The organism is Denitromonas iodatirespirans (assembly GCF_018524365.1).
Taxonomy (GTDB): Bacteria; Pseudomonadota; Gammaproteobacteria; order Burkholderiales; family Rhodocyclaceae; genus Nitrogeniibacter; species Nitrogeniibacter iodatirespirans.
The window spans coordinates 156,224-168,132 of the sequence record NZ_JAEKFT010000007.1; the positions used below are offsets into that span (position 1 = coordinate 156,224).

Annotated in this window: 13 protein-coding genes; 2 read left to right on the plus strand and 11 right to left on the minus strand. The window is 63.6% G+C overall.

Annotated features, from left to right (window positions below; all coding sequences use genetic code 11):
- Positions 1–82: 82 nt before the first annotated feature.
- A complete protein-coding gene (locus I8J34_RS08735) occupies positions 83–1,738 on the minus strand; it encodes a PHA/PHB synthase family protein (protein WP_214361056.1) in 1,656 nt (551 codons plus the stop codon).
- Positions 1,739–1,997: 259 nt separating this feature from the next.
- Between I8J34_RS08735 and I8J34_RS08740 the strand changes: the two genes are divergently transcribed.
- Together I8J34_RS08740 and I8J34_RS08745 are read left to right on the plus strand one after the other, a co-directional pair.
- A complete protein-coding gene (locus I8J34_RS08740) occupies positions 1,998–2,441 on the plus strand; it encodes a universal stress protein (RefSeq protein ID WP_214361011.1) in 444 nt (147 codons plus the stop codon).
- Positions 2,442–2,526: 85 nt separating this feature from the next.
- Positions 2,527–3,117, plus strand: a complete 591-nt coding sequence (locus tag I8J34_RS08745; RefSeq protein ID WP_214361012.1) for a hemerythrin domain-containing protein — start codon at positions 2,527–2,529, stop codon at positions 3,115–3,117.
- Between the two features lie 14 nt (positions 3,118–3,131).
- Here the strand turns inward: I8J34_RS08745 and I8J34_RS08750 are convergent, their stop codons facing one another.
- The 10 genes from I8J34_RS08750 to I8J34_RS08795 form a co-directional block, all read right to left on the minus strand.
- Positions 3,132–3,377, minus strand: coding sequence for a hypothetical protein (locus I8J34_RS08750; protein ID WP_214361013.1), 246 nt, complete (start codon positions 3,375–3,377; stop codon positions 3,132–3,134).
- A gap of 36 nt (positions 3,378–3,413) precedes the next feature.
- A complete protein-coding gene (locus I8J34_RS08755; protein ID WP_214361014.1) occupies positions 3,414–3,560 on the minus strand; it encodes a DUF3149 domain-containing protein in 147 nt (48 codons plus the stop codon).
- 12 nt (positions 3,561–3,572) lie between these two features.
- Entirely contained in the window at positions 3,573–4,076 is a 504-nt protein-coding gene (locus tag I8J34_RS08760; RefSeq protein ID WP_214361015.1) for a FixH family protein, read from the minus strand.
- An 8-nt stretch (positions 4,077–4,084) separates the two neighbouring features.
- On the minus strand, positions 4,085–5,533 hold the full coding sequence (ccoG, locus tag I8J34_RS08765; protein WP_214361016.1) for a cytochrome c oxidase accessory protein CcoG: 1,449 nt from the start codon (positions 5,531–5,533) through the stop codon (positions 4,085–4,087).
- A 93-nt stretch (positions 5,534–5,626) separates the two neighbouring features.
- Complete coding sequence (gene ccoP / locus I8J34_RS08770) at positions 5,627–6,547, minus strand: cytochrome-c oxidase, cbb3-type subunit III (RefSeq protein ID WP_214361017.1); 921 nt, start codon at positions 6,545–6,547, stop codon at positions 5,627–5,629.
- 4 nt (positions 6,548–6,551) lie between these two features.
- On the minus strand, positions 6,552–6,734 hold the full coding sequence (locus I8J34_RS08775; RefSeq protein WP_214361018.1) for a cbb3-type cytochrome oxidase subunit 3: 183 nt from the start codon (positions 6,732–6,734) through the stop codon (positions 6,552–6,554).
- A gap of 17 nt (positions 6,735–6,751) precedes the next feature.
- Entirely contained in the window at positions 6,752–7,372 is a 621-nt protein-coding gene (ccoO, locus tag I8J34_RS08780; protein WP_214361019.1) for a cytochrome-c oxidase, cbb3-type subunit II, read from the minus strand.
- Between the two features lie 15 nt (positions 7,373–7,387).
- Entirely contained in the window at positions 7,388–8,812 is a 1,425-nt protein-coding gene (gene ccoN / locus I8J34_RS08785) for a cytochrome-c oxidase, cbb3-type subunit I (protein WP_214361020.1), read from the minus strand.
- Positions 8,813–9,176: 364 nt separating this feature from the next.
- Positions 9,177–9,401 carry a cbb3-type cytochrome oxidase assembly protein CcoS gene (gene ccoS, locus I8J34_RS08790; RefSeq protein WP_214361021.1) on the minus strand — a complete coding sequence of 75 codons (225 nt, stop codon included), beginning with the start codon at positions 9,399–9,401 and terminating at the stop codon, positions 9,177–9,179.
- Positions 9,402–9,403: 2 nt separating this feature from the next.
- On the minus strand, positions 9,404–11,872 hold the full coding sequence (locus I8J34_RS08795; RefSeq protein WP_214361057.1) for a heavy metal translocating P-type ATPase: 2,469 nt from the start codon (positions 11,870–11,872) through the stop codon (positions 9,404–9,406).
- Positions 11,873–11,909: the final 37 nt, after the last annotated feature.

An 11,909-nucleotide genomic window follows, 5' to 3' on the forward strand; every position in this document is an offset into this window, starting at 1 on the left:
CAGCAACTGCTGGAATCGATTGTCTCGCACCGGCATTGAACCGCATTGACACGCATCAACCGATGTTTCTCCCCGCCGCGGCTCAGTGCTCGTGCACGTAGGCGCCGGGCGCGGCACCCAGGCTGGGGTGAGCCGCATCGGCAGCCGGCCGGGCACGCGTCTGGGCGCCGCTGCGCGGTTTGAGCCAGCGCATCCAGTCTTCCCACCAGCTGCCTTCGGTGGGCGTGGCACGCTCGCGCCAGGCTTCCCAGCGATCGGCGCGATGCGCCGTTGCGGCCCAGTAGCGGCGTTTGGCCGGCTTGGTCGGCGGATTGACGATGCCGAGGATATGCCCCGAGCTGGACAGCACGAAGCGTTTCGGGGCGGCGACGAAGTGGATGATGCGGAAGGTCTGCTGCCACGGCGCAATGTGGTCGTCTTCGGCCGACACGGCGTACAGCGGCTGGGTGATGCGATTGAGGTCGATCGGCTCGCCGGCGATCGTCAGCGCGTCCGGCTCGACCAGCCGGTTGTGCAGATAGAGCTCGCGCAGGTACCACGAATGCATGCGGTAGGGCATGCGCGTGGTGTCCATGTTCCAGAACAACACGTCGAAGGCGGGCAGCTTCTCGCCGTACAGCCAGCTGCGCTCGGCGAAGTTCCAGATCAGCGAATTGGCGCGCAGCAGGCGGAAGGCCGAGGCCATCTGGCCGCCGTCGAGGTATCCCTTGCGCGCCATGCCGGCGCTGATGAAATTGACGCTGCCTTCATCGACGAACACTTCGATGTCGCCCGGTTTGCGAAAATCGACCAGGGTGGTGAACAAGGTCCAGTCGGCCACCGGCATGGCCTCGGCGCCGAAGCGACGATTGGCCCAGGCCATGTAGACCGCCAGCGCCGTGCCGCCGATGCAATAGCCGATGGCGTGCACATTGGGCTGCCCGCTTTGCTCCCGCGCCGCTTCGATGGTGGCATGCACCCCGTCGAGGATGTAGTCGTCGAAGCGCAGCTCGCGCAGACTGGCGTCGGGGTTCTTCCAGCTGGTGATGTAGACGTCCAGGCCCTGATCGAGCAGGTAGCGGACCATGCTTTTGCGCTCGGTCAGATCGAGGATGTAGAACTTGTTGATCCACGGGGTGACAATCACCACCGGCCGGGCCCGGATCCGGCTGCGCGTGGGGGCATAGTGGATGACCTCGACCAGCCGGTTGCGAAACACCACTTCGCCCGGCGTGGTGGCCAGGTTGCCGCCCACCTTGAAGCCGTCCGGGTCGCTCATGCGCACCATGCCGGCCTGCATGTCGTCCAGGAAGTTCTGCCAGCCCGCCTGCAGGCTGCGCCCTTGCGTCTCGGCGGCCTTGCGCAGCGCCACCGGATTGCTGATCAGGAAGTTGGTCGGCGCCACCGCGTTGAGCCAGTTCCGCCACCAGAAGGCCGCCCGTCGCCGCTCGCCGCTCGACAGCCCGGGCGTGGCGTACAGCATGTCCTGGGTATGGCGGGTGGTCATCAGGTACCACGATTTGACGAGGTTCCAGGGCACCGAGTCATGCCACACCGGATCGCGGAAGCGGGTGTCGTCGTCATGGGGTTGCACCGGATCCACGCTCGACGCGCCGACCATGCGCCGGTAGCTGTGCCACTGCAGGGCCCACAGATGACCGGAAAAGCCGACCATGGCCTCGGCCAGCTCCTGAGGATGCGACAGCCACGCCAACTGGGCATGGACGAGGGGTGCGTAGAGGCCCATCGGATCGATCATCGACTCCCACTGCACATGCCAACGGCGCAGGGCCTGGTCGGCCAGTTGGAGCGGCGCCAGATGGCGGTCGGCCACGGCGTTTGAAGACGAAGCCATCATTTTCTCCTGTGTCGCGTGCGGGCCGGCCGAAAGTGGTTCGGTGCCATGCTCGCTGACTCATTGTGCGCGGCTCGCCCACGCGGTATTTGATCGGTATCAATCATGGTTTTCGTCAGGCGACGACTATAATCGGTACGTCAATTCGAATGGGAGCAAGGCCATGTTCAAGCATCTGCTGGTCCCCACCGACGGGTCCGATCTGTCCGAGGCCACCGTCAATCGTGCCATTTCCTTCGCCAAGGAAACCGGGGCACGCATCACCTACTTCTATGCCCAGCCGGACTTCCCGATGCCGATCTACGGCGAAGGTGCCCTGATCGACCCCACGACGCCGGAACAGTTCGCCAAGGGCGCCGAGGAAGAGGCACAGAAGATCCTCGCCAGCGCCCGCGGCAAGACCGAGGCGGTCGGCGTTGCCTGCGCAACCGACACGACGGTCAACGAGGTGCCTTACGAGGCCATCATCGACGCCGCCGAGCGCCATGGCTGCGACCTCATCTTCATGGCCTCTCACGGCCGCCGGGGCCTGGCCAGCCTGTTGCTGGGCAGCGAAACGCAGAAGGTACTGACGCACACGCGGATCCCGGTGCTGGTGTATCGCTGAGCCGGCATCCGAGAAGCAAACGCGCGGGGAGGCGCCCTCCCCGCCCTGCGTCCTTGACGATCTCACCTTCGTTCGGAGCCCGGTCATGTTCAACGCAGCCATCCACATCATCCAGGAAGAACACCGTTCGCTGGCGGCGATCGTGCATGGCCTGAAATACCTGGTCAATGACGCCCGCAGCAACGGCGCCCAGGCCAACTTCAAGGTCCTGCGGGCCATGCTCCACTACATCGACAACTTCCCCGAACGGCTTCATCACCCCAAGGAAGATGCCTATCTGTTCGCCCACCTGCTCAAGCGCACCCACGAAGCCGATGCGGTGATCGACGAACTCAAGGCACAGCATGAGGACGGTGCCCGACTGGTCAGTGCCCTGCACACCCGGCTGGATGCCTACGAGGCCGGCGAATCGGGTGGCTTGGCGGCGTTCGGCGAGGCAGTCGACACGTTTGCCGATGCCATGTGGCAGCACATGGCCCTGGAAGAGAAGGTCCTGCTGCCGCTGGCCCGGCAACACCTGACGGACGCCGACTGGGTGGAGATCGGCCAGGCCTTCGGCGACAACGGCGATCCGCGCTTCAGCGCCGATGCCGAGAACGAATTCAGCACGCTGTTTTCACGCATCGTGACGATCGCCCCGCCGCCGATCGGCGTGGGCCCGTCGTCAGGCCGCTAGGCGGTCGGCGACGCTCAGTTGCCAGCGCGTCCGGCGCGGTTGATGTCCTCGCCCGGGCGCTGGAAAAACACCGTCAGCAGGCTGGAGGCCGCGCACACCAGCCAGAAACCGAAGAACCCGATCGAGTACGTGGCAATCGGCGAAAAATCCACCGGTTTTCCAAACAGGAACAGCTGCTGCGGATCCACCACCGTAAAAAACACCATCTCAGCAATGCCGGCCACCAGAAACGACGGCCAAAGTACGAGAATCTGCTTCATCGTTGGTCCTTGTCTGATCCGCAGCAGCCCGGGCGCTTAGTGTCCCTGACCGTGGGCGCGTTCATCTTCCTGCACATGCTGCTTGACGTAGCGGCCAATGAAAACCGCCATGCCGATGATGAACGCAATGGTGAACACGCTCAGCAAGCCGATATCGGTGCTGAACAATTCCTTCAAAGCCATGATGCTTCTCCTTCAGTTCACAGGGGGGAGCGCCGCGAGGCGCACTTCTGTCTCTGCAGGGAGGTCAATGGTCCCGGTCAAACGCCATGCGCGGGACTCGTCTTCGAGCAGCACTTGCCAATGCCCTTCGGGCACCTCGGTGCTTGCTGTGTATATGCCGTTTTCGCCGACCAGCGAGAGGGTGCGATCCAGGTCGGTGCGGGTCGGGTGAATCAGCCCCAGGAACACCGACGCGGGCGCCACGCCATCGCGACTCGACAGCGTCAGCTTCACCTGGCCGGCCTCGAAACGCATCGTGGCGGCGAGGCCCAGCCGTGTGGCCTCGTGATCGCGGACGATCGATTTCTGGAGCGCCAGCCCTTGCTTGTAGTAGTCGTCCGCCACCAGGCCGTCGTCGGACTCCACCGCCAGCCAGAAGGTGATGAACCCGGCAATCACGGCCGTCGCCGGCAGGGCGATCAGGAACCAGGGCCACGATTGGCGAAACCAGGGCTGTACGGATTTGTTCAGGGACATGCTCATACTCAACGCGGCAAGAGGAAAGTGGACGCTTCATGGACGGCAACGGACGTATCGTCCTTCGCCTTGATATCGAAATGGATCACGTTGGAGGAGCCCGGCTCGCCGGTGTCGACCGGCACCCGAACTTGCAGCGTGAGCGCATGCATGCTGGCCGAAGGCACCTCGACCTGACCGCCGAAATCCGCGATCCGGATGCCGTCGAGGCCACTTACCGACACCTCGAAACTGCGAGGCGCCTCGGTCATGTTCATGATCTGGAGCTGATACACGTTCTCGATCAGCCCGCCCGCCACTTCACGCGACAGCGTCGCACGGTCGCGGATCACGTCAACCCGCAGCGGTTCGCGTGTGGCCAGCCCCCACACGAAGGCCATGCACACCAGCGCCAGGATACCGCCGTAGATCAGGGTGCGCGGGCGCATCACATGGCCGACGATCTCCTTGCGCCCCCAGTGCTTCTTGAGCGCATTTTCGGTGGAGTAGCGGATCAGGCCACGCGGATAGTTCATCTTGTCCATCACCTCGTCGCAGGCATCGATACACGCCGCGCAGCCGATGCACTCGTATTGCAGGCCCTTGCGGATGTCGATCCCGGTCGGACAGACCTGGACACAGAGGCTGCAATCGATGCAGTCGCCCTTGCCCACCGAGGCCGGATCGACCCCCTTCTTGCGCGAGCCGCGCGGCTCGCCGCGTTCCTCGTCGTAGGTGATGATGAGCGTGTCGGGGTCGAACATCACGCCCTGGAAGCGGGCGTAGGGGCACATGTACTTGCACACCTGCTCGCGCATGATGCCGGCGAAGAAATAGGTGAAGGCGCCGTAGAACAGGATCCAGAAGATCTCCCACGAGCCGAAGGCGAAGGGCACGAACGAGCCCAGCAACTCCTTGAGCGGCGTGAAGTAGGCGACGAAGGTAAAGCCGGTCCACAGCGCGACGACCGCCCACGCCGTGTGCTTGGCAGCCTTGAGCCCGAACTTGCGCCCGCTCATCGGCGCCTTGTCGAGCTTCATGCGCTTGTTGCGATCGCCTTCGATCTTCTCCTCGATCCACAGAAAGATCTCGGTATACACCGTCTGCGGACAGGCGTAGCCGCACCACAATCGACCGGCGATCGCGGTGAAGAAGAACAGTGCGTAAGCGGAAATGATCAGCAGGATGGCCAGGAAAAACACATCCTGCGGCCAGAACACCCAGCCGAAGATATAGAACTTGCGCTCGACCAGGTGGAACAGCACGGCCTGCCGGCCATTCCACTGCAGCCACGGCAGGCCGTAGAACAGAAGCTGCGTGACCCACACCAGAATCCAGCGCCAGTTGGCAAACACGCCGGAAATGGAGCGCACATAGACCTTCTTGCGCGACTCATAGAGCGAACCTTCCTGCTCAGCCGTTTCGGCGGCCTTTTGGGACGGGACGAGCTTGATGGGCTGAGAGTCTGGATGGTTCATGATCGCTATATCACTACATTCTGATTTTGTCGCCGCAAATATCCCCGGGGCACGCCCGGGGATACCTGCAATCCAACAAACGACGTGCCGGCCTTACTTGTCGCCGGCCTTGTCGGACAGGCCATACACATAGGCGGCCAGCAAGTGCACCTTGTCGTTGCCGAGGAAGGCTTCGAACGCGGGCATACGGTTGCTGCGACCCTTGGTGATGGTCTCGATGATGGTCGCTTTCGACGAACCGTAGAGCCAGGTTTCATCCGTCAGGTTCGGCGCGCCCACGGCGTGCATCCCCTTGGCGTCGGCACCGTGACATGCGACACAATTCTGCTCGAACAGTTCCTGGCCGCGCTGCGCACGCAGCGAATCGTGCGCCAGATTGGACAGCGAGCGGACATAGTTGGCCACATCTTCCGTGCCATCGCTGCCCAGCGCGGCGCCCAGCGGCGGCATGACGCCCTGACGGCCACCGAGAATCGTGGTCTTGATCATGTCCGGTTCGCCACCATACAGCCAGTCATTGTCGGCCAGATTCGGGAAGCCCTTGGCGCCGCGCGCATCCGCACCGTGGCACTGAGCGCAGTAGGTCAGGAACAGACGACGCCCCATGGCCTTGGCTTCCGGATCGGCAGCCACTGCGGCCAGATCCATCTCCGCATACTTCTTGAAGATCGGCGCGTAGGTGGCTTCGGCCTTGGCCATTTCACCCTCGTACTGGCCTTTCGACGACCAGCCCAGGAAGCCCTGGACATTTCCGAAACCCGGGTAAGCCGCCATATAGACGATGGCGAAGAACACGGTGATCCAGTACAGGTATTTCCACCACTGCGGCAGCGGATTGTTGTACTCGGCCAGCGTCTCGTCCCACACGTGACCGTGCAGTTCGACCTTCTCGCCCTTCTTGGCGCCCTTACCCTCGCCCATGTTCGACATGAGAATGAACACACAGAAAGCGATACTCAGGGCCACCAGGACCATGACGTACGCGTTCCAGAAGCCGCTCACAAAGTCAGCCATTTTTTTATCCTTCCTTCCGTTGCTGGTCCGGCTCTTTCCGGACCGGCGGATCGTCATCGGTGAAGGGCAGTTGCGCCGCTTCGTCAAACCCCTGCCTGGCCGACTTGCTGTACGCCCAGAGACAAATCCCCAGGAAGCACACCAAGCCCAGCACCGTCAGGATCGAACGCAAATCATTGAGTTCCACGACGCAACCTCACCCTGTCACTGCACGTTCTGAAGCGCGAGACCCATACCCTGCAGGTACGCGATCACGGCATCCATCTCGGTCTTGTCTTGGAGGGCCGCCTTGGCGCCGGCGATCTCCTCGTCCGAGTACTTGTGCAGGCCAACCATGTTGAGCGAGCGCATCTTGTCTTCGATGTCACTGGCGTTGACCGGGCGCTCCAGCCACGGGAAAGCCGGCATGTTCGACTCGGGCACCACGTCACGCGGATTCATCAGGTGAACACGATGCCATTCGTCGGAGTAGCGGCCGCCCACGCGGGCCAGATCCGGCCCGGTGCGCTTGGAGCCCCACTGGAAGGGATGGTCATAGACGAACTCACCCGCCACCGAGTAGTGCCCATAGCGCTCGGTTTCGGCGCGGAAGGGACGGATCATCTGCGAGTGGCAGTTGTAGCAGCCCTCGCGGATATAGACGTCGCGCCCGACCAGGCTGAGCGGGTCATACGGCTTGACCATCTCGTTGGCCGGCGTGGTCGTCGACTTCTGGAAGAACAGCGGAACGATCTCGACCAGACCGCCGACGCTCACCACCAGCAGCGTGAGGACGATCATCCAGCCGACGCTGCGCTCGATAAAATCATGCTTCGATTGAGCCATTTTCGTCTCTCCGGATTAGGCGTGTGCGGCCTGCGGCGCGACCACCGGTGCGCTGTAGGCTTTCTGACCAGCGATCGTCTTCACCATGTTGTAGAACATGAGAAGCATGCCGCCGAGGAAGAGCACACCGCCAAGCAGACGGATCGACCAGAACGGATAACTGGCTTTCACCGACTCGACGAAGGAGTAGGTCAGCGTGCCGTCCGGGTTGGTGGCGCGCCACATCAGACCCTGCATCACACCGGCGATCCACATCGAGGCGATGTACAGCACCACGCCGATGGTGGCGATCCAGAAGTGGGTCGTGATCAGCTTGGTCGAGTACATCTCGGTCTTGCCGTACATACGTGGCAGCAGGTAGTAGATGGCGCCGATCGACACCATGGCCACCCAGCCCAGCGCGCCGGAGTGCACATGGCCGACCGTCCAGTCGGTGTAGTGCGACAGCGCATTGACGGTCTTCACCGACATCATCGGACCTTCGAAGGTCGACATGCCGTAGAAGGACAACGAGGTGATCAGGAACTTGAGGATCGGATCGGTGCGCAGCTTATGCCAGGCGCCCGACAGGGTCATGATGCCGTTGATCATGCCGCCCCAGGACGGCGCCAGCAGAATCAGCGAGAAGATCATGCCGACCGACTGGGTCCAGTCCGGCAGCGCGGTGTAGTGCAGGTGGTGCGGACCCGCCCACATGTAGGTGAAGATCAGGGCCCAGAAGTGGACCACCGACAGACGATAGGAATAGACCGGGCGATCAGCCTGCTTCGGCACGAAGTAGTACATCATGCCCAGGAAGCCGGCGGTCAGGAAGAAGCCCACCGCGTTGTGGCCGTACCACCACTGGATCATCGCGTCCTGCACACCGGCATAGGCCGAGTAGGACTTGGTCAGGCTGACCGGAATCGCCGCGCTATTGACGATGTGCAGCAGGGCCACGGCGATGATGAAGGCTCCGTAGAACCAGTTGGCCACATAGATATGCGAGGTCTTGCGCTTGGCAATGGTGCCGAAGAAGACGATGGCGTAGGAGACCCACACGACGGCGATCAGGATGTCGATCGGCCACTCGAGCTCGGCGTATTCCTTGCTGGTGGTGATGCCCAACGGCAAGGTGACCGCGGCGAGCACGATGATCAGCTGCCAGCCCCAGAACGTAAACGACGCCAGCTTGGGCGCGAACAAGGGTACGTGGTTCGTACGCTGCACCACATAGTAGGACGTCGCGAACAACGCACAGCCACCAAAGGCAAAAATCACTGCGTTGGTATGAAGCGGGCGCAGCCGACCGAAATGGAACCACTCGGCGAAGTTCAGTTCGGGCCATACGAGCTGTGCTGCGACGATCACGCCGACCAGCATGCCCACAATACCCCACACCACCGTCATGATGGCGAACTGGCGCACGACTTTATAGTTGTAAGTCGCTTGCGATTGCATGTGAGTCACCTCTTAGAATAAAAACCTGGAACCCCCCTGCACCGCGACATATCGCCGCGATGCTCCGGACGAAGGATACGCGCACGCCCGGGAAGGCTTTTGATACAGGTCAATATTCTATTGCACCGCAAGATGCCCGCAAAGCCTTGACGTTGCGGGGATTAGGAGTATACGGGCGAAAAAAAAGGGTGCGTTTTCACGCACCCCCAACCCCAACAGAGAGACTTGAAACTGTTCGATTGGTCCGGAATCGCCGCTTCGTTGCGGCCCCGTGCCAATAACCATGTGCGTAGTATGACTTTCTCAAAACTGTTGGCGTTGACATGGATCAATTTGGAAATTTTTTGCGATCGCCGGTCAGTCGTCAGCGCGGTTCGGTGTCGCTGTCCGGCGTTTTCCCGGCATCGGGCTGAGCAGATTTTTCCTTGGCGGTCGGGGACGCCGGCGGACGATCGTCGTCCATCATCATTCGGTAGGCCGGCCCCTCAAGGTCGTCGAACTGACCCGAGCGCACCGACCACCAGAACAGCAGGCCGATCACGAACACCAGCACGACAGAGAGCGGAATCAGCAGGTACAGGCTATCCATGATTACTCGCGGTGCGGTCGGACTCGTTGCAGCCGCAAGGCATTGAGGACGACGAAGAGAGAACTGGCGGACATTCCGATGCCGGCCATCCAGGGCGTCACCCAGCCGGCGACGGCCAGCGGGATCGCCACAAAATTGTAGCCGAAGGACCAGAACAGGTTCTGGCGGATGATCTTGAGCGTGCGCCGCGCCAACGCGATACCGTGGGTCAGCGCCATCAACTGGCCGCCGAGCAAAACGATGTCGGCATGCGTGCGCGCCAACTCCGTGCCCTCGCCCATCGCCACCGACACATGCGCCTTGGCCAGCACCGGCGCGTCGTTGACCCCGTCGCCGACCATCGCCACCACCCGGCCCTGCGCCTGCAAGGCCTCGATGGCGGCGTGTTTGTCCTGCGGCGACAGGCCGCCCTGGTAGCGACCGACGCCCAGCGCATCGGCAAACGCCTGCACGGTTGCCGGCGCATCGCCACTGAGGATGCCGATCTCCAGGCCATGCGTCCTCATCCATTGCATGGCGTCGCGGGCGTGCGGGCGCGTCACGTCCTCCAGCAGCAGCACTGCCAGCCAACGGCCTTCGCCCCCCAGGAAGACGCGGGTCTGGATCCCCCCGTCGGCCTCGCGCAACGCGACCGGAGCCGTCATGCCCACCAGTTCCGCGACGAAATCCTCGCGCCCGATGCGATAGCGCACACCGTCGACCACCCCCTCGACGCCCCGCCCGGTCTCGGCCATGACGGCCATCGCCTGCTTGCGAACGCCCGTCGAGGCCGCCCGCACGCCAGAGGCAATGGCGTGTTCCGAGCCCTGCTCGAGCGCCGCCGCGATCGCCAGCGCCACGCTGCCATCGACGCCCTCGGCGCTCACCACGCGGGACACGTGCACCGCGCCCTCGGTGAGCGTGCCGGTCTTGTCGAACATGATCGTGTCGGCATTGGCCAGCGCCTCGATGGCATGGCCGCGGGTCACCAGCACGCCCAGCCGGGCCATGGCGTCCGAGGACACCGTCAGCGCGGCCGGCGTGGCCAGCGAAAGGGCGCAGGGGCAGCTGACCACCAGCACCGAGACGAAGATCCACAAGGCCCGACTCGGGTCGACCAGATACCAGCCGATGCCGGCGGACACGGCCAGCACGATCAGCGCAGCGATGAACCAGGCGGCGATCCGGTCGGCCTGGCGCATCAGACGCGGCTTTTCGGTGGCGGCCCGCTCCATCAGGCGCAGGATGGCCGCCAAACGGGTCGCATCGCCCACCTGCCGGATCTCGACGACCATCGGACTGGCCACGTTCAGGCTGCCGCCGGTGACGGCATCGCCGATCGTCTTGGGTATCGGCCGGCTCTCGCCGGTGAGCAGCGACTCGTCCGCCGCGCTGCCCCCGTCGACGACCACACCGTCGGCCGGAATCGCCTCGCCGGGCTTGACCCGCACCCGGTCGCCGGGCACCAGGGTCGACACCGGCACCCGTTCGTCCGACCCATCGGCCAGCACCCGTTCGGCAAATGCCGGCAGCACCTTGCCCAGGGCCTCGACGCCGCGCACCGCCTTCTGCCGCGCGATCATCTCGAGATAGCGCCCGCACAGCAGGAAAAACACGAACATGGTCACCGAGTCGAAATACACCTCGCCCGAGGCCACCACCGTGGCATAGCAGCTGGCAGCGAAGGCGCTGCCCACGCCGAGCGCCACCGGCACGTCCATGCCCAGGCGCCGCAGGCGGATGTCGCGCCAGGCGCGCTGGAAGAAGGGCGCAGCCGAATACAGCACCACCGGCACGGTCAGCACCAGGCTGGCCCAGCGCAGCAGCTGGTCGATATCGGCGGTCATGTCGCCATCGCCGGCCACATAGGCGGGGATGGCGTACATCATCACCTGCATCATGCCGAAGCCGGCCACGAACAGGCGCCACAGCGCGCTGCGCCGTTCGCGCCGGGCGATCTGCTCGGAGCGCGCCTCGTCATAGGGATAGGCGCGGTAGCCGATGGCCTGAATCGCCGCGAGGATGTCCGACAACTTGACCCGCTCGGCGTCCCAGCGCACCCGGGCGCGGCGCGTCGCGTAGTTGATCTCGATCGCCTCGACGCCGGGCAGACGCGCCACATGCTGCTCGTTGAGCCACACGCAGGCGGCACAGGTGATGCCCTCGAGCAAGAGCGAGGCCTCGCGGCTGTTCGCGCCGAGCGGGCGCACGAAGGATTTCTGGAAATCCGGATGATCGAACAGACCGAGCTCGCCGAGCGCCTCGGGCAAGGCCTCCTTGCGCGACTCGGGCAAGGCGTCGCGATGGCGGTAGTAGTCGGTCAAGCCATTGTCGACAATCGCCTGCGCCACCGCCTGGCAGCCGGCGCAGCACATCTGCCGGCTGACGCCGTCGATCACCACGTCGTAGCGAATCGCCTCGGTCGCGGGCAGCCCGCAGTGGTAACACTCGGGGCTGTCGGCTTCGGCAGCCAGGGCTTGATCAGACACGATGAACCTCGAAATCGAACGGGCGCACGCTGCGCCGCAT

Excerpts from the sequence above, each read along its gene's own strand:
- I8J34_RS08735 (WP_214361056.1), bottom strand. The coding sequence starts at position 1,738 with ATGATCGATCCGATGGGCCTCTACGCACCCCTCGTCCATGCCCAGTTG.
- I8J34_RS08740 (WP_214361011.1), top strand. The coding sequence starts at position 1,998 with ATGTTCAAGCATCTGCTGGTCCCCACCGACGGGTCCGATCTGTCCGAG.
- I8J34_RS08745 (WP_214361012.1), top strand. The coding sequence starts at position 2,527 with ATGTTCAACGCAGCCATCCACATCATCCAGGAAGAACACCGTTCGCTG.
- I8J34_RS08750 (WP_214361013.1), bottom strand. The coding sequence starts at position 3,377 with ATGAAGCAGATTCTCGTACTTTGGCCGTCGTTTCTGGTGGCCGGCATT.
- I8J34_RS08755 (WP_214361014.1), bottom strand. The coding sequence starts at position 3,560 with ATGGCTTTGAAGGAATTGTTCAGCACCGATATCGGCTTGCTGAGCGTG.
- I8J34_RS08760 (WP_214361015.1), bottom strand. The coding sequence starts at position 4,076 with ATGTCCCTGAACAAATCCGTACAGCCCTGGTTTCGCCAATCGTGGCCC.
- ccoG (WP_214361016.1), bottom strand. The coding sequence starts at position 5,533 with ATGAACCATCCAGACTCTCAGCCCATCAAGCTCGTCCCGTCCCAAAAG.
- ccoP (WP_214361017.1), bottom strand. The coding sequence starts at position 6,547 with ATGGCTGACTTTGTGAGCGGCTTCTGGAACGCGTACGTCATGGTCCTG.
- ccoO (WP_214361019.1), bottom strand. The coding sequence starts at position 7,372 with ATGGCTCAATCGAAGCATGATTTTATCGAGCGCAGCGTCGGCTGGATG.
- ccoN (WP_214361020.1), bottom strand. The coding sequence starts at position 8,812 with ATGCAATCGCAAGCGACTTACAACTATAAAGTCGTGCGCCAGTTCGCC.
- ccoS (WP_214361021.1), bottom strand. The coding sequence starts at position 9,401 with ATGGATAGCCTGTACCTGCTGATTCCGCTCTCTGTCGTGCTGGTGTTC.